General features: G+C 65.4%; 14 protein-coding genes and 1 CRISPR repeat array (1 of these 15 cut by a window edge). Of the genes, 7 read left to right on the top strand and 7 right to left on the bottom strand.

The genetic code is table 11. From position 1 onward, the window contains the following. A CRISPR array of direct repeats spans nucleotides 1-2,242; the repeat unit is 29 nt; unit sequence GGGACCATCCCCGCGTGCGCGGGGAGCAC; it reaches 103 nt to the left of the window's first position. Nucleotides 2,243-2,486: 244 nt separating this feature from the next. Further along, nucleotides 2,487-3,137, top strand: a complete 651-nt coding sequence (locus ACOZ38_RS43545; RefSeq protein ID WP_424536669.1) for an HAD family hydrolase — start codon at nucleotides 2,487-2,489, stop codon at nucleotides 3,135-3,137. A gap of 172 nt (nucleotides 3,138-3,309) precedes the next feature. Here ACOZ38_RS43545 and ACOZ38_RS43540 read toward each other — a convergent pair whose 3' ends face one another. Next, nucleotides 3,310-3,792: a hypothetical protein gene (locus ACOZ38_RS43540; protein WP_424536668.1), complete on the bottom strand. Its 483-nt coding sequence runs from the start codon at nucleotides 3,790-3,792 to the stop codon at nucleotides 3,310-3,312. 324 nt (nucleotides 3,793-4,116) lie between these two features. Between ACOZ38_RS43540 and ACOZ38_RS43535 the strand changes: the two genes are divergently transcribed. After that, nucleotides 4,117-4,692: a hypothetical protein gene (locus ACOZ38_RS43535; protein ID WP_424536667.1), complete on the top strand. Its 576-nt coding sequence runs from the start codon at nucleotides 4,117-4,119 to the stop codon at nucleotides 4,690-4,692. A 763-nt stretch (nucleotides 4,693-5,455) separates the two neighbouring features. Here ACOZ38_RS43535 and ACOZ38_RS43530 read toward each other — a convergent pair. Beyond that, on the bottom strand, nucleotides 5,456-6,121 hold the full coding sequence (locus ACOZ38_RS43530) for a hypothetical protein (RefSeq protein WP_424536666.1): 666 nt from the start codon (nucleotides 6,119-6,121) through the stop codon (nucleotides 5,456-5,458). A gap of 857 nt (nucleotides 6,122-6,978) precedes the next feature. Beyond that, nucleotides 6,979-7,287, bottom strand: a complete 309-nt coding sequence (locus tag ACOZ38_RS43525; protein WP_424536665.1) for a tyrosine-type recombinase/integrase — start codon at nucleotides 7,285-7,287, stop codon at nucleotides 6,979-6,981. Here ACOZ38_RS43525 and ACOZ38_RS43520 point away from each other — a divergent pair. The 4 genes from ACOZ38_RS43520 (at nucleotide 7,175) to ACOZ38_RS43505 (ending at nucleotide 11,200) form a co-directional block, all read left to right on the top strand. Continuing rightward, nucleotides 7,175-7,528, top strand: coding sequence for a DUF5919 domain-containing protein (locus ACOZ38_RS43520; RefSeq protein WP_424537199.1), 354 nt, complete (start codon nucleotides 7,175-7,177; stop codon nucleotides 7,526-7,528). The genes ACOZ38_RS43525 and ACOZ38_RS43520 overlap by 113 nt on opposite strands. Continuing rightward, on the top strand, nucleotides 7,525-8,331 hold the full coding sequence (locus ACOZ38_RS43515) for an inositol monophosphatase family protein (protein ID WP_424536664.1): 807 nt from the start codon (nucleotides 7,525-7,527) through the stop codon (nucleotides 8,329-8,331). The genes ACOZ38_RS43520 and ACOZ38_RS43515 overlap by 4 nt, the downstream gene beginning before the upstream one ends. A 933-nt stretch (nucleotides 8,332-9,264) precedes the next feature. Continuing rightward, nucleotides 9,265-10,545 carry an ISL3 family transposase gene (locus tag ACOZ38_RS43510; RefSeq protein WP_424532791.1) on the top strand — a complete coding sequence of 427 codons (1,281 nt, stop codon included), beginning with the start codon at nucleotides 9,265-9,267 and terminating at the stop codon, nucleotides 10,543-10,545. Nucleotides 10,546-10,723: 178 nt separating this feature from the next. Beyond that, the gene (locus ACOZ38_RS43505) at nucleotides 10,724-11,200 is read left to right on the top strand and encodes a DUF6461 domain-containing protein (RefSeq protein ID WP_424536663.1); all 477 of its coding nucleotides are present in this window, start codon (nucleotides 10,724-10,726) and stop codon (nucleotides 11,198-11,200) included. A gap of 460 nt (nucleotides 11,201-11,660) precedes the next feature. Here the strand turns inward: ACOZ38_RS43505 and ACOZ38_RS43500 are convergent, their stop codons facing one another. Further along, a complete protein-coding gene (locus tag ACOZ38_RS43500; protein WP_424536662.1) occupies nucleotides 11,661-12,014 on the bottom strand; it encodes an ankyrin repeat domain-containing protein in 354 nt (117 codons plus the stop codon). Between the two features lie 593 nt (nucleotides 12,015-12,607). On the opposite strand from ACOZ38_RS43500, the gene ACOZ38_RS43495 reads away from it, so the two are divergent. Next, nucleotides 12,608-13,264 carry a flavodoxin family protein gene (locus ACOZ38_RS43495; protein ID WP_424536661.1) on the top strand — a complete coding sequence of 219 codons (657 nt, stop codon included), beginning with the start codon at nucleotides 12,608-12,610 and terminating at the stop codon, nucleotides 13,262-13,264. Here ACOZ38_RS43495 and ACOZ38_RS43490 read toward each other — a convergent pair. The 3 genes from ACOZ38_RS43490 to ACOZ38_RS43480 are packed head-to-tail and all read right to left on the bottom strand — an operon-like array spanning nucleotide 13,207 to nucleotide 15,338. Continuing rightward, on the bottom strand, nucleotides 13,207-13,743 hold the full coding sequence (locus ACOZ38_RS43490) for a hypothetical protein (RefSeq protein ID WP_424536660.1): 537 nt from the start codon (nucleotides 13,741-13,743) through the stop codon (nucleotides 13,207-13,209). The two genes, ACOZ38_RS43495 and ACOZ38_RS43490, sit on opposite strands and share 58 nt — an antisense overlap. After that, the gene (locus tag ACOZ38_RS43485) at nucleotides 13,740-14,126 is read right to left on the bottom strand and encodes a carboxymuconolactone decarboxylase family protein (protein WP_424536659.1); all 387 of its coding nucleotides are present in this window, start codon (nucleotides 14,124-14,126) and stop codon (nucleotides 13,740-13,742) included. The genes ACOZ38_RS43490 and ACOZ38_RS43485 overlap by 4 nt, the downstream gene beginning before the upstream one ends. Before the next feature lie 3 nt (nucleotides 14,127-14,129). After that, entirely contained in the window at nucleotides 14,130-15,338 is a 1,209-nt protein-coding gene (locus ACOZ38_RS43480) for an MFS transporter (RefSeq protein WP_424536658.1), read from the bottom strand. Between the last annotated feature and the right edge of the window lie 2 nt (nucleotides 15,339-15,340).

Here is a 15,340-nt window from a genome sequence, read left to right as displayed (position 1 = left end):
GTACGGCTCCGGCCGACAGGGGACCATCCCCGCGTGCGCGGGGAGCACCGCTCCGCCGGGGTCACCACGCGGGGGACGTCGGGACCATCCCCGCGTGCGCGGGGAGCACACCACCGCCGAAGGGTTCCGCGCCATGGGCAAGCAGGACCATCCCCGCGTGCGCGGGGAGCACTGGATCGGTGGCCGGCCGCCGGACGCCCCGAGGACCATCCCCGCGTGCGCGGGGAGCACTGCGCCAAAGGCCGACCCTTCAGATCGCTGACGGGACCATCCCCGCGTGCGCGGGGAGCACGCCGCCACTTTGAACGCCACAGGAATCGCGGCGGGACCATCCCCGCGTGCGCGGGGAGCACAACCGTGGGGTACCACGGAAGCACGACCTTCAGGGACCATCCCCGCGTGCGCGGGGAGCACGGCGGCGTGTCCGCGGCGCACCGGATGAGATGGGGACCATCCCCGCGTGCGCGGGGAGCACAACGCACCGTGAGGAAGATCATGCGTTGACCAGGACCATCCCCGCGTGCGCGGGGAGCACCAACCCGGCGAGACCGACTTGTACATTGAGACGGGACCATCCCCGCGTGCGCGGGGAGCACTGCCACGCCTGCCGGTTCATCGGCCGGTGGCCGGGACCATCCCCGCGTGCGCTGGGAGCACGTCGCGCGGGATCGCACCGGTCACGATCTCCTGGGACCATCCCCGCGTGCGCGGGGAGCACCTGCACGACCGCGAGCTCCCCGGCGGCACCTGGGGACCATCCCCGCGTGCGCGGGGAGCACATACCCGTGAGGGGCAACGGGTAGAAAGCTGTAGGACCATCCCCGCGTGCGCGGGGAGCACGCAAGGGACTCCACGGTCTCTCCTGTAACAGTGGACCATCCCCGCGTGCGCGGGGAGCACTACGACGACCGGGGAAAGCTCATCTCCCGCGAAGGACCATCCCCGCGTGCGCGGGGAGCACAAGGGAGCCGGTAGAGGCTGCCGTACCGGACAGGGACCATCCCCGCGTGCGCGGGGAGCACTGGTGGGCCCGCCGCGAGGTCAAGCCCGGCAAGGGACCATCCCCGCGTGCGCGGGGAGCACTTGTTGCGGACCGCGAAGTTGCTGCCGGGCGAGGGACCATCCCCGCGTGCGCGGGGAGCACGCCCGCAAGGGCGGCGACGACGCCGGCCGCGAGGGACCATCCCCGCGTGCGCGGGGAGCACAGCCCGAGCACGAGCGAGGCAATCGCCAGCCCGGGACCATCCCCGCGTGCGCGGGGAGCACAAGCTGTTCGACGTCACCGACGACTGGGGGGTGGGACCATCCCCGCGTGCGCGGGGAGCACCTCGGCGCCGCACAGCTCACCCTCGGCATCCTGGGACCATCCCCGCGTGCGCGGGGAGCACAACGCCCCCGGCTTCAAGGAGCGCGGCAAGGCGGGACCATCCCCGCGTGCGCGGGGAGCACGGCCCGCAGGGATTCGCGGGAGTCCCGGCCGTGGGACCATCCCCGCGTGCGCGGGGAGCACAAGTTGCCCGCCACCACCTGATCGGCCGCCGCGGGACCATCCCCGCGTGCGCGGGGAGCACGGTCGCCCTTTCAGTTCGCAGGGTCCAGGACCAGGACCATCCCCGCGTGCGCGGGGAGCACCGTTCCTCCCTACCGCGAGCACGCTTCAGTCGGGGACCATCCCCGCGTGCGCGGGGAGCACTCGACGTCGCCGGCCGAAACGCGCGCCGGACGGGGACCATCCCCGCGTGCGCGGGGAGCACGCCGCCTCGAATGAGGTGACGCTGGGGGAGCCGGGACCATCCCCGCGTGCGCGGGGAGCACCGGGACCAGTACGCCTCCAGGCGGATCCACTGGGGACCATCCCCGCGTGCGCGGGGAGCACAGCCCGGTCTTCGCCTGCAGGCGGGTGCGCCGGGGACCATCCCCGCGTGCGCGGGGAGCACAAGGCCGCCACGGCCGCGCAGGACGTCGGCCTGGGACCATCCCCGCGTGCGCGGGGAGCACATCGCATCGGTGTAGGTGCCGAGGCTGATGCCGGGACCATCCCCGCGTGCGCGGGGAGCACACCGCCAGCTCGGCCGCCGGCCACTCCAGCGGGGGACCATCCCCGCGTGCGCGGGGAGCACCTGTCCGCGGTCGAACTGCTGGTGTGCGCGGTGGGACCATCCCCGCGTGCGCGGGGAGCACCACTCCAGATGAGACGATTTCTCTCACTGGATGGGACCATCCCCGCGTGCGCGGGGAGCACACTGCCTGACCTGCAGGGTTGTCGGCGACGAGCGCGGAATTCGAGCACTTTCGAGGGGCCGGACATTTCGGACGCTGCCAGACTGCTTATGCTGAGACATCAAGTCGTCCCAGGGTGTATCACTGGCCCCCCGTGAGCAAGCCACATCGTTCGGTGCGCCAGTTCAGTGAAGTAGCCGGCACTCGCAGCGTTGACCTAGGACGGACGGCTCTGCATTCGAACCGTTTTCGTAGAGTGAGTTGCCATGCAGCCGCTCGCGCTCTTCGACCTAGACAACACCCTCGTCAACTTGGATGAGGCTTTCGAGGCGTGGGCTGGAGAGTTCGTCGAGGAACACGGCTTGGGCAGTGAGGCGGCTCGTTGGTTGATCGCTCTTGACCGTGCGGGCTATCCGCATCGTGAGGTCTTCTTCGCCCAGGTGCGAAATCGCTTCGCGCTGTCGGAGTCGGTTGATGAGCTATGGAGCCGCTACCGCCGGCGCATGCCCTGCCTCGTCCGCTGTCGGCCTGAGGTGAAGTATGGGCTGTCGCGGCTTCGTGAGTCGGGTTGGCGTGTGGCGATCGTCACCAATGGGACGGCGGACAACCAGCTTGGCAAGATCCAGAAGACGGGATTAGCCGATGTCGTGGATGCTTACGCGCTCTCGGGGATCGAAGGTATCCGGAAGCCCGCCATGGGCCTGTTTGAGGTCGCCGCGCGACGCTGCGGTATGACCCTTGCCGGTGGGGGATGGATGGTGGGTGACCATCCCGTGGCCGACATCGCCGGGGGGCAAGCCGCTGGGCTTCGTACAGTCTGGATCGATCGAGGTTCCTGGCCGGGCCATGAACATGGTGCCGATCACGTAGTGGCCGATGTGCTTGATGCGATGGAAATCCTGCACGCAAGGTGGTAGCCAGAATCCGGCTATCGGTCGGGCCGATCTTGCTAACGCGCGTGCTAACAGCGTGCCTGGATAGCCCTGGACGCTCGGAGAAGTTGATCAGGTGTATAGGCGCTCTCACCAGGGGTGAAGAGGCGCCCAGAGATGTTGGTAGACGATCTTCTTCCGGCTTGTAAACAGCAGGTCATGGCTGTGTGGGCCAGAACTGTAGCCGGTACGTTTCCAATCCTTCGGGAGGCCGCTCTTCGGCTTTGCGTGCACCAGGTCCGGGGCGAACGCTTGCGCGCACGAGCCAGTTGCGATCTTGATCATGCAGGTTCATGATCTGCTCGGAGGGGCCGCCACAGGTTTCGACCAGGCGCAGTTTGCCTGAGCTGGAGTAGAGCTCTGCTGTCTCGTTCCTGGTCCACTTGCTGTCATCGGCGGGCGGTTGCCCGTCCCAGAGTTCGAGTGCCACATCGACGACGTGCCAGTTGGACCCCTGGCTAATGAGGATGGCGAGATTCGCGGTCGTGACGAACCAGTTGGTCACGTTCGCCCGTCCCGCGAGTTCGGGCAGATCCTGGGCTCCTTCCGGTTGTCCGTTGGCACCATCAAGGTCCATAAGCATGAACTCACCAAAGTTGACGGTGACCGTGTCCAGAAGACGTTCGATCAGACGGGGCATCTGCGTCCTTTGGGTCCAAGCGTCAGAGGCGAGCCGATGGTATCCCGGGTGATCACATGGTGTGGTCGGCTACGACGGGGGCCGTGCCAGCTTGCCGATTTGGGCCTGCATTAGCAGCAGGATGCCGCCGACTGATGTCCGCCGATCGGCACCTGATCGGCATGCCAACCATCCGCCGGCGGGCTCGTCCGAGTTGGTGTAAGAGCCTGCTGACGAAGGGATTTGGTGTTGGGGTTCGAGTCAGGAAGCGCCGGGGCGTGATCAATCATTGGGCTATCGACCTGTGGGGCTTCACCCCTTAACGTCAGCGCGAGCGCGCCGTACGTGAAGACGCTTCCATACTATGATGATCTACTGATGAGGGGAATAATCGCGATATTTGCGGTCTTGCTGCTGACGGGGTGTTCGACGGAGGAGCCGAAGGAGTGGCTGCTCAAGGATCCGAGCCGCTGGCCACTGGCGGCGTTGCCGGATTCGGCATCCAGGTCGGGGGTGCCGAACGGGGCGGACAAGGTGCTGGCGCGGATCCAGGTCGCGAAGTACGACATGGTCCCCTGGATCCACAGCAAGGGTGTGTGTGGGCTCGCCGACCAGGGGTCCTCCAGCGGCACCTTCAACATGAGCGTAGACCTGACGAAGTCCGAGGGGAACATCACCACTGCAGAGGAGGGTTTCGCGGGGCCCACGGAACCCATGACCGGAGTCAACTCGGAGAGCACGGTGACGCTATGGTGCACGCCCACCCGGATGTTCGTCACCGTCGAGGCCAAGGACCTGGGAAAGGCGCGGGTTTACGGGAACGCGGCGGCTAAGAAGACCAAGGGGAAGTTGACGGTCGTGGTAGGCACGCCGGAGGCGGTCAAGCAGGCACTCCCCGACGCGACCATGATCGGTCGCTAGCCCCGTTTCCGCATGTGAAAGCCGTGCACTTAAGCTTTTGTTAGCAGGGTCTAAGACCCTCGTTGAATTGGACTTCCCTCCTCGGTAGTCCGAACCGCGGCTGCGTCGATGGTCCGGCAGCCGATCTGCTGTACAGCAGTCCGTACAGCAACACTGCCTTACGCGATCACACGGCATCACACCGCATCCACTGTCTGAGCAGCGCGGGATGCCATCGACGAGGCATCTGCCTTTCCCTACGGATTAGATGGTGCCTCATCGGAAGGCGAATGTTCGGCATTGAGCTCTTGAAGCCCGCGTTGGCAGACTGCCCACTGGATATTGTCGCTACCAGCATCGGCGAGAACCACGCTCGCGACGATGTCATCGTGACACGGGGGAGTTCCGTGCTGGCTGCAACCACCCTGGGCGCCCGTACTGGTCGGGTACTTGTACCACCCCGAAGGTTGAGGGGCGAGGATCTGTACGACGCGTGACTTCACGTCTCCGAATCTAAGAAGTTGCAGCGCCGGCAGCAACCCACTGGACGCAAGACCGGTAGATCGAAGGGTCGAGCAGACGCGGGACCTTGCTAACGCGGGTGCTAACAGCGTCCCGAGATGGCGGTAGATGGCCAGAGATGCTGATCATGGTCAAAGGTGCCCTCACCAGGTACGACGAGACGTTAAGGCACGTCGGTAGACGATCTATAGTTTTGACTCGTAATGCGTAGGCCAGGGTGCCAGCCATCGTAGCTATAGCTTATCCGCCTAAAATCAGCCGGTCAGCGTGAGAACCATATCCATTTGAATCGCTTAGGTCTCGCGCCGACTTCGGACATGTATCCGTCCGTACCATCGGCCGGTGGGGGATTCATAAGTTTTGCAAGCTCGGGGGCGCATACGTCCCAGGTAATCTCCCGGGTTTCGAACGGAGGAATTCCCGCGCTCTGAGTCAGCGTCTTGAGTGGGCCGTTCTTACTGTCAGGGTACTGTCCGGCCTGATGCTTTGGCGTGTAGTCAGTCAGGAAGGTCTGAGTGATCGTCTTGATTGCCGTGTTTGAGCGATTTTCGTAGAACGTCTGAACTTCGACACACTTGTTATTGGCGCTTTGATTGTGCCATTCGACTAACTCGACCGTGCCCTGAGGGCGAGGCTTGGGCTTCCATGTCGGAGAGGGTTTTGGTGAGGGCGTCGGAGAAGGCCTGGGCTTCTTGGTCGGAGAAGATTCTGTCGTGGGTGTCGGTGTTGCCGAGGTAACGCCAGACGATACCAATTCAGCAGACTGACGAGATGTCGTGACAGTAACCGTCACAGGTGGTGTCGGCAGCGCTGAAGAATTCTTGCTCAGCCATATCTGCGCGCCTACAAGGCTCGCGGCGATGGGCAGGGAAATGGAAAGCCCTAGCACGGCAAACTTCCCAAAATAATTCTTGTTCGACGCGTTCATGAATCAGCCCTTGATACGTCTCCGCGGTCCGTCCCGACTGGGATAGATCGTAGGTATGCCTCATCACACTTCCGTCACGCTGTCCACTGTCCACAAGGACGGTGAGTCGGTCGGCCAAACGGAGCCTGCTGGTGGATGGGCGTCCGGCGGAGGAACCCACGATGCTGTGCGCCAGTGCAGTCGCAGCGCGGCGCTGTCGCTGGGCACCTCGACAAGCGGTGCATGGAGCCGACGGGATGCCTGTTCTGACTTCCGTTGGTCGATGTCGCAGATGCGTGGGCGCTTTCGAGTGCGGGCGGAATCACCAAGCCCGAGGGCGGTCTGTTCGAAATCACAGCTGAGCGCCGCAGTGTGGCCCTCCATGGGGAGCTGCTGGGTGATTCGAGACGGCCTCACCGCCGAGGCCGCCGGCGGATGCGCCCCGGGTCTGTGCACGACTTGGATTGGCCGCGGCCCGGTAACGCGCACCGCGCCGATCACGTTGTCTCGGCCGTCATCCACGCTATGGCGATGTTGCAGGGAGATCGATAGGTGTGTGCCTGCCGTGCCCGCTCCAAATCGGCCTCTATCTCCGCATCTGTAGGGACAAGGTGACGACAGCGCTGACGACAACGTCCGCCACCACGGGCGCGCAGCGACAGCCGTACACGCCCACTGACCTCGTCTCCCTCGGGCCGAGCAGGGAGATTGGTCTGCCTGAAAAGCGGAAGGTCGGCGGTTCGACCCCGCCCCTGACCACATTCTGACCAGCGAGACCCCGAACCATCATTTTGGTTCGGGGTTTTTACATCAACGGGTACATCAACCCGCTAAGCGATCTCTTTCCCGAGTCGCTTGAGTGCCTTTGTCTTCTCTTCCTATGACGCGTGCGCGTACACGTCCATTGTGACCTCTATGGCGCTGTGTCCGACGATCTCGCGGACCACATGCGGAGGCACGCCCAGATCGAGGAGGAGCGAGACGGCCGTGTGCCGGATGTCGTGAAATCGGTACGTCTCCAGCCCGGCACGCTTCCGGACCGCGTAGAAGTGCCGCAACAGGTTACGCGGATCGATCGGCCTGCCCGATGCCTGTTCCTGGACCCCCAAAGGCGAAGCCATCAAAGCCCGCGAACGGGAAGAAGGGCAGACGCCCAACACCCTGGTCCATCTCACCGCGTTGAACATCAACGTGCTCAGCCGCCTCAGATCCCAGCTCGCCCCCGAGGTTGCCAAGCGATTTGAGCTCGCGGTTTACGATGAGACAATCCGGTACAACATTCTCATCGTGGACCAAATGACGTGCGTAGTTCAGCCGTACCTGCCCCAAGCACGCGGATTGGACTCACCCACCCTCGTCATCCGCGACAACGGCACCGTCTTCGACCAGGTCTTCACCTCACTGTGGGAGCGAAGCAGAGCAGTATGACCAACGACGCACGAGCACTCCTGCCCACCGCCCTGCAAGCCGTAGCCATCGCCAGCGAACTGATCACCACACGCCTCCCAGGGGTCATCACCGCCAAGGGCGACCGCGACATGGCCACAGAAGTGGACTACGCCGTAGAGAGAGCCGTCCGCGACCACCTCAGCGAGCGCACGCCCGCGATCGGGTTCCTCGGCGAGGAGGAAGGCACCAACGGCCACGCCACAGGCGGCCTGCAATGGGTGCTCGACCCCGTCGACGGCACCGTCAACTTCCTCCATGGCCTGCCGCTGTGCGGCGTCTCCCTCGCGCTCGTCCGCGGAGACACTCCCATCCTCGGCGTCATCGACCTGCCCTTCCTCGGCTCCCTCTACGCAGCCGCCGAGGGCGACGGAGCAACCGTCAACAACGAACCCATCAAAGCCAGCACCACCGGCACACTCGACAGTGCCATCGTTTCCATCGGCGACTACGCCGTAGGCGACCACGCCCAAGAACGCAACCGCGACCGCCTCGCCATCACCCAACTACTGGCCGCCCGAGCCCAACGCGTCCGCATGTTCGGCTCCGCGGCCATCGACCTCGTATGGGTTGCTGAAGGCAAAACCGACGCCTGCATCATGCTCGCCAACAAGCCGTGGGACACGGCGGCCGGAGTCCTCATCGCCAGAGAAGCCGGCGCCCTCGTCACCGACATCGACGGAACCCCGCACACCACCAACTCAAAAGCGACCGTCTCCGCCGCACCCGGCATCCTCGCGGAAATCGTCGCACTCGCACACGAGGCACAGTCCGCAAACCCGTAACGCGGATCTTGCCGAATTGTTCTGTTATGTATGTATCAAGGGGCGGCGGCGCTGCGCGCCGTCGCCCGGCCCTGCGCCTGCCGGCGTGCGCCGGGCGTGCGCCTGGGGGCCGGTCCCGGCGACGCACAGGACTCCGGGCCGTCGCCGCACGCGCGCCGCGCCGTACCTAGGCGATCCGCCGGCCTCTGGTCGCACCGCCGCCCCAATGCAGCCCGACGATCGCCACGAGGTGGCCGATGTCCGTCGTGGTCGGGGGCGATCGAGGATCCAGGGTTCGTTCCTCACCCTGGCTCACCGGGCATCGGGGCTTGTCACCGTCGCATTTTGCGCGATGGAGTTCGGGGCCGACAGAACAGCCGAGTTCTCACGGGCTCGTAAGATCGAGTGGCGGAAGCATGTGCGGTTCTCACCCATGGCATGGCCTCTGTCCGGCCGATGAATTAGACATTCGTTGCCCTGGATAATCAGGAAGGCCGTCTTACGCCCCTTCGGAAGCGAACCATCGAGAGGTTTCTGTGCCGGAATTCTCGGACAAGGCCGTGCAAGCGGTCGCTCGGGTCGATGCCCTCCACCAGTTGGGCGTCATCGCCCAGTGGCGTCCTTGCTCTCGCCATGTCACGCGCAGTCGATATCCCCGCGGCTGCGATGACTGCACATTCGATGACGTAAGGACGTGTCCCAACTGTCGTATGTGGCCGTGTCCCACGCACTTGGCCTTGTACGACGAGACGGAAGAAGGCTGCAGTCACCGAATTCCTGTGGATCCGGTCACCGATGGGGTGAACTGGCATTCTGAAACGGTGAGCACAGTGAGCGTTGGCGGCTCTTCGATCTTGAGGGGGAAGTTCCTGTGCGTGCCCTGACAGGCGAGAGCCCGTAGCCCCGCAACACTGGCTGTTGATCAAGGACAGTTAGTGACGGGGGCCACGGGCTGTGAACGACAGTACTTCGATCCTGTTCGGCATGCCGGGAATAGCGGTGGTGGAGGTCGAACGCGTCGCCGATGACGACGGGAAAACGGGACGGTTGGTGCATATCGAACGCCCCGAGGATTGGGCCGCCTGCCCCGAATGCGGGGTCATCTCGACCTTGGTTCGGCAACGGCGTACGACCCGTCCGCGAGACGTCCCCCATGGCGAGGAGCCGATCGAGGTGCGCTGGCACAAACGGCAGTTCGCCTGCACCGAGCAGTTGTGCCCCCGCAAGGCGTTCACCGAATCCACCGCGGAGATCCCGCCCAGGGCTCGGGTGACCGGCCGATTGTGCCGGGCGGTCGCACGCCAGGTCGCCACGGGCCGGTCGGTCGCGGCGGTGAGCCGGGAGTATCGGCTGGGCTGGCCGCTGGTGCACCGCCACTTCAGCGTTCACGCCGATGCGGTCCTGATCGAGCCCGAACCACCCCGAGTGCTGGGCATCGACGAGACCCGCCGGGGCAGGCCCAAGTGGTTCAAGGACCAGGTAAGCGGGACATGGACGCGCACCGAGCCCTTCGAGACCAACTTCGTCGACCTGTCTGGGGCCGGTGGGCTGCTCGGCCAGGCGGCCGGCCGCACCGGCAAGGCCGTGCTGGACTGGCTGAACACCCGCGGCCGGGACTGGAAGAGCCACGTGCAGATCGTGGCGATCGACCCGGCCGCCTGCTACCGCACCGCGGTCAAGCAGGCTCTGCCGCACGCCACGATCGTTGTCGATCACTTCCACCTGGTCGCGCTGGCCAACAAGGCGCTGACCGCGGTGCGCCAGCGGGTCACCCGCGAGGAACGCGGACGCCGGGGCCGTGCCACCGATCCGGAATGGGCCAACCGGCGCAGGCTGCTACGCGCCCGCGAGCACCTGTCGGAACGCACCTTCACGGCGATGTGGAACACCTTGATCGACCACGAACCCACCGGGCAGATCCTCACCGCCTGGATCGCCAAGGAAGAACTGCGTGCCCTGCTGGCCTGCGCCCGCACCCAGGCGCCCCGGTCGGTGATCTCTCACCGGCTGTTCCGGTTCTTCTCCTGGTGCGCCGACTCGGGCATCCCCGAGCTGACCACACTCGCTGAGACGATCGCAGAATGGTGGCCAGAGACGCTGGCGTTCATTACTACGCGTGTCACCAACGCCCGAACCGAGGGAACGAACCGGCTTATCAAGGACGCCGCCCGCGTGGCGTTCGGCTTCCGAAACCTGGACAACCAACGCCGCCGCGTACGGTTGGCGTGCACATGATCAACCCAGCGGCGTGAGGGTGAGCACCCCCTCAAAGTTGAAGAGCCGCGTTGGCGGCGACCGCAGAGCAACCACGGACGTTTACGCATGGTGGGATCAGTCTCGATGGGCACCAGCATCCTTCTGCTTCACCTTCATAGCCGACCTCACGCCTGAAGCCGTGCTACGTCGTCTGGCATTGACCGAGGACCCCGAACAGGAAGGTTTCGCCACCATCGAAGTCGGCCGCGCTACCGGTGGATCGATCATGGTGGAGTGGGATGGCTATGCCGGGATCTTGCGTGACGTGGTACGCGCCCTGTCGCCTGGTACGTCGATCGCCAGCGTTGAGCGCAATGTCAACCACCACTCCCACTTCATCCATGCAGTAGATGGCTACATCGTCGCGCGACTGGACCCGGCGTTCGCCCACTGGAGCGATAGCACCGACCCTGAACGACTGCGGGAGGACCTCGATGAACTGGGCATGATTGTGGACATCGACCCGGAACGCGAGGTCTTCCCGCCGTACATCGAGGGGGCGTTGGCACTCGCCGAACGACGCACCGGGGTCCGCATGGAGCCCCGCCACCTCCAGCGCGGCGCCTTGCCGCACCGCGCCTCGATCGCCCGCTACTACGAAAGCCCCGAAGGGGCATTTCCAGAGCTGGCTTGACAACCGAATTGGTTGGCGTGTTCAACCGTAGAACTACTTCAGCTAGGGACAAACGCGAGGTCGGGGGCCACGAACTGGCGAAATCATCGGTTCCCTGTAAAGCAGACCAGGGCCAGGGCGCGCACGTCGTTCGTCCGGTGGGGCGCTCCACCTTGGCGCCCTGGCCCCGGGCCGCTCCCCCGGAGGGTGGGACGACGGCGACGCGGAAGATCCGGCGGGAGAGGTACGCGCGTCCGCGCAGGTCATGAGCCCGCCCGGATTGCAGGTTGGGTTGCAGTTCACCGCCTTACCAGCGCGTTCCAGGCATTCCAGGGAGGGACGTTGGTCCAGGTAGGACTGTCCTGAACGATGACCTCCCGAGCTGCTAATGCGGAGTGGGCAGCCGTGGTCTCAGCCGCCGCCTTTGGAGAAGTGCTGGTAGTCCGTAGCGGCCACTCTCCAGGGTCGTGACGTGCAGCTCTTAGCATCGCCCCTCCTCGGAGGGGTAGGACGCCGGTTGTCTCCCTCTTTCGATCCACGCCTTCATGATTTCGGCGGCGAGCCAGTGGCCGCGGATTTCAGCCTCGACTACAACCGGCATGCCATTGCACGGGCGTAATGGATCGGCTCCTCGCGTCAGCAGGAAAGCAGTGACGTCGGCGTGCAAAGGCTCGCCCGTTTGGACGTGGCCGTCGTATTCGGTATCGATGGCGTGGCGGAGCAGCGTCCATCCATCGCCGTTGTCGTCTTCGACGTCGTGGCCCGCGTCGAGTAATTCGCACAGCCGTGGCAGGTCCTCGTGTTCAACGGCCAGGTGGGCCGGTGACCACTGCATAACGGGCTCCTGCGTGTTCAGCTCCGGGAAGACGCCAAGGGCCAAATGATACCGGTGGGCAGAGGCGCCGGATCTATGCATGGCGGTGGATCAGCAGCCGGCCGACCAGCGTCGCCTCGTGCAGCTCGTACCACGGGCGTGCCAGTCCGGTGAAAAGCTGACCACACTCTCCATGGCGTCATGGAAGGTACGCATGTCGAGATACAAGACGTTGGTAAGTTGGGTTGAAGAATTCGTCGATGAGCGCGACCTCGGGAGGGCGGCGGGCGAGTAGTTGATCGATCTGGACCGGGCAGGTCATCCGCATCGTGAAGTCTTCTTCACCAAAGTTCGCGAATACTTCGCTCTGCCGGATGCGGTCAATGAACCGCGCCGGGATTGATGGAGACTCTGATGTACCCCGGCGCGGTTCAAGCGACAAAGTGAGGCGTCACAGCCCGACGGTGGTGAGGGCGCCTGCTCGTGGTTTTTCGATACCCGTTTCGGTGGTGCTCAATTGTGGGTAGGTTGGGGCTGCCTCAGTGTGCGGCCACGGGGGCTTCGTCAGGTGGCCGGTCTTGGGTGGCGCTGAGCGGACAGGGGAGACCCTTCGGATGAAGATCGTTGCGTTGTCCTGCACGCAGAAGCGTCTCCCGTCGCTGACCGACGCGCTGCTCGAGGCGGCGATTACCGGCGTCGTCCGGGAGGTCGGTGACGCGGAGATCCAGCGGATTCGTTTGATCGACCATCGCATCGCGATGTGCGAAGGCGAGGACACCTGCCTTGATCCCGAGGTGGGCCGGTGCACGCTCGACGACGACTTCGAGCATGTCGTCGATCTGGCCGAGGGTGCGCAGGCGATGCTGCTCGCCATGCCGGTGTACGCGGGGAACGTACCCGCGGTGCTGAAGATCTTCCAGGAACGCTTGAAGAGCTTCATGAACGCCAGGCAACGCCCGTTCGGCAACCTGCTGGTGGGGACGATCGTGCATTCGCGCACGATGCTGACCGAGCCTGCACTGGGATCGTTGTTCCCGTGGTACCTGCGCCTACGGAACAAGAACGTGGCGTCGGCGTGCTTCACCCAGAACGATCATCAGGACCTGACCCGCACCGCGGCGCTCGACATGTGTGTGGCCGTGGGCCGGCAACTCGGCATGACGCTCGACGGCAGCCGGTCGCCGGCCAACGACCGCACGGCACTGCCGTTGGTTCAATCACCGGCTCGTCCGCGGTGCGGTGACCCGGCCGCGTCCTCTCCTGGAGCGTGAGGAGATTCCGCGCGCCAGGTGCACCCGTCGCCCGCCTGTTCGCACGACACCGTGACGTCCGGTTCCACGTAGCGGGCGGCGATGGCGGTGTTGAGTTCCTGACAGTACGGGCACGGCGACGAGAACGTCAGTACGACGCCGGCGCGGGCGGCCCGTTTGCGGTACCGGAGGATCCCACAGTCGGCGTTGCGCAGGACGGTGCCCGAGGGCTGGGGCTCACTGGTCACTGCCGAGTCGTACAGCAACAGCTGACGCTGCAGCCGGGTCATGAAGTGATCGGTGGCGGATACCCCGGCGGGCCGTTGCGCTTGCAGTAGCTCCGCGGTGATGCGGGAGTTTGCCTGGATCCACGCAGCCAGGCCTTCTTCGCCGTGCTCTCCCAGGATGAACTCCTCTGCGGCCGCCTGGGCCTCGAAGAACCGCTGGCGCCACAGGTCGACCTTCTCGGCCGGGTCGAGCGGAGACGGTTCACTGGTCATGGTCCGGCGTCCCTCCCGGTGGCGCCGTCCAGCTCGGCGAAGACCTCCTGGGCGACGCGCAGCCCGTTGTTGGCGACCGGCCAGCCACCGTAGTAGGCGAGCTGAATGATGACTTCGACGATCTTCTCTCGCGACATCCCGAGGTGCAGGGCGGCACCGATGTGGCCGCGCAACTCCCAATCGGTCCGCGCCAGCGTGACCGCGGTCAGCGCGACCAGTTCGCGCTCCTCGACGCTCAGGTGCGGGCGGGTCCAGATCTCACCGAACAAGTGGTCGACGGTGATCTGCAGGAACTCCGGGTAGGAACCCGGGCGCGGTTCGCGGCCGAAGACCTGCTGGAACATGGCCTCACCCCGCTCATGTCGGGCAGACGGCTGATTCATCGATCAACTCCTTTGTGTTGGCCGAACAGTTGTCAACGTCCACGACGCCACGAAGGCGACGACCAGCAGCGCGGCGCCGCTGCCGAAGGCGGCCGGAACACTCACCCGCTCGGCGATGAGCCCAACGACGACCGGTCCGACTACGGCGCCGACATCGGTGCACATCGAGAAGACGGCGACGCCACTGCCGGCCCGGCCGGCGACGACGTCACCGATCAGCGCGGCCGGTGCGGCGTTGAGCAGCGCTGATCCCGCCGCGTACACACTGAGCAGGACGACGAGCCAGGCGTACCTGTCCACGAACACCAAGGCTGTGATCGCCGCCGCAGCCACACCGGTGCCGGCGATCATGGCGGGCCGGCGGCCGGCCCGATCGACAACCCGGCCGGCCGGCATGATCAGCAGTGCCTGAACGACGGCGGATATCGTGAACGCCCACCCGACCCACGTCACGTCATGTCGCCACGCCACAACCACCGTGGGGACCAGTGCGCTGCGCAGCCCGAACAAGACCCATCCCTGCGCCAACGCTGCGAGGCAAGCCACCAAGTAGCGTCGATCCCGCAGCAGGACCGGTAGCCGGACCACGTCACGGCCAGGCTCTGCGCCGGCAGTTCGGCCGGTGCGGAGCACTGCCAGTGTCAGTACCGCGGCGGCCAGCAACAGCACGGCGTACGCCACGAACGGCGCGGACAGGGCGATGAGAGCGAGGAGCCCGCCCAGTGCTGGTCCGCAGATCCCGCCGAGCAGGAAGCCTGCTTCGAACACGGCGCTGGCCCGGCCCCGCTGGTCGGCCGGCGCGATCGCCAGGAGTGTCGCCAGTGCGGACACCGAGAACAGCACTGAGCCGACGCCGCCGAGGCTGCGGAACACGAGCAACTGCCCGTAGGACCCGGCGAACGCCGTCAGGGCCGAGGAGACCGCACATAGCAGGAGGCCGGCGACCAGGACTCGCCGCTCCCCGAAACGAACTCCGAGCCGGCCGCAGAACGGACTGGTGGCCAGCCGCATCAACGCGAACAGGGCGACGAGCGCTCCGATCTGGGTGGGCCCGGCCCCGAACGTCGCCGCGTACACCGGGAGCACCGGGAGCACCAGTCCCAGGCCCAGCATGACGCAGCCACCAACGACACTGAGGACGTAGACCTCGCGAGGGAGACTCGGCTGGGCGGCGGCAACGGGTGGGACGCTGCCAGTGCCGGCCGCCGTCACTG

Origin of the sequence: Sphaerisporangium viridialbum (assembly GCF_049674955.1) — a bacterium.
In the GTDB taxonomy this organism is placed as follows: Bacteria; Actinomycetota; Actinomycetes; order Streptosporangiales; family Streptosporangiaceae; genus Sphaerisporangium; species Sphaerisporangium viridialbum.
The sequence above is the reverse complement of the archived record's forward strand: the minus strand, read 5'-3'. Positions and strand labels throughout refer to the sequence as shown.